This is a genomic window from Mesorhizobium sp. WSM4850 (genome assembly GCF_055811735.1).
Map to the genome: position 1 here is coordinate 1 of NZ_JBVVPV010000196.1, position 218 is coordinate 218.

1 pseudogene is annotated in these 218 nt (G+C 60.1%); it reads left to right on the plus strand.

From position 1 onward, the window contains the following. Window positions 1-191: pseudogene (locus AC0L2Z_RS35530) on the plus strand (hypothetical protein); the annotation flags it as partial. Between the last annotated feature and the right edge of the window lie 27 nt (window positions 192-218).

A 218-nucleotide genomic window follows, 5' to 3' on the forward strand; every position in this document is an offset into this window, starting at 1 on the left:
AGGAAACGAGGAACAATGTCGTCGGGCTGGAGCACGCCGAGCCTGAGGAGATCAAAGCCCATTTGGCGCGGCTTGAACTGGAAGCGGCGGCGGCTGATCAAGAAGCTGAGCACGAGGGAGTTACGCCAGCGACTGCTAAGCGCAACAGAATGCGCAGGCAGCGTAGCCGCAATCTAGGATCTCGCAGCTAACCACACCGCCAACATGCCGGTGAGCGA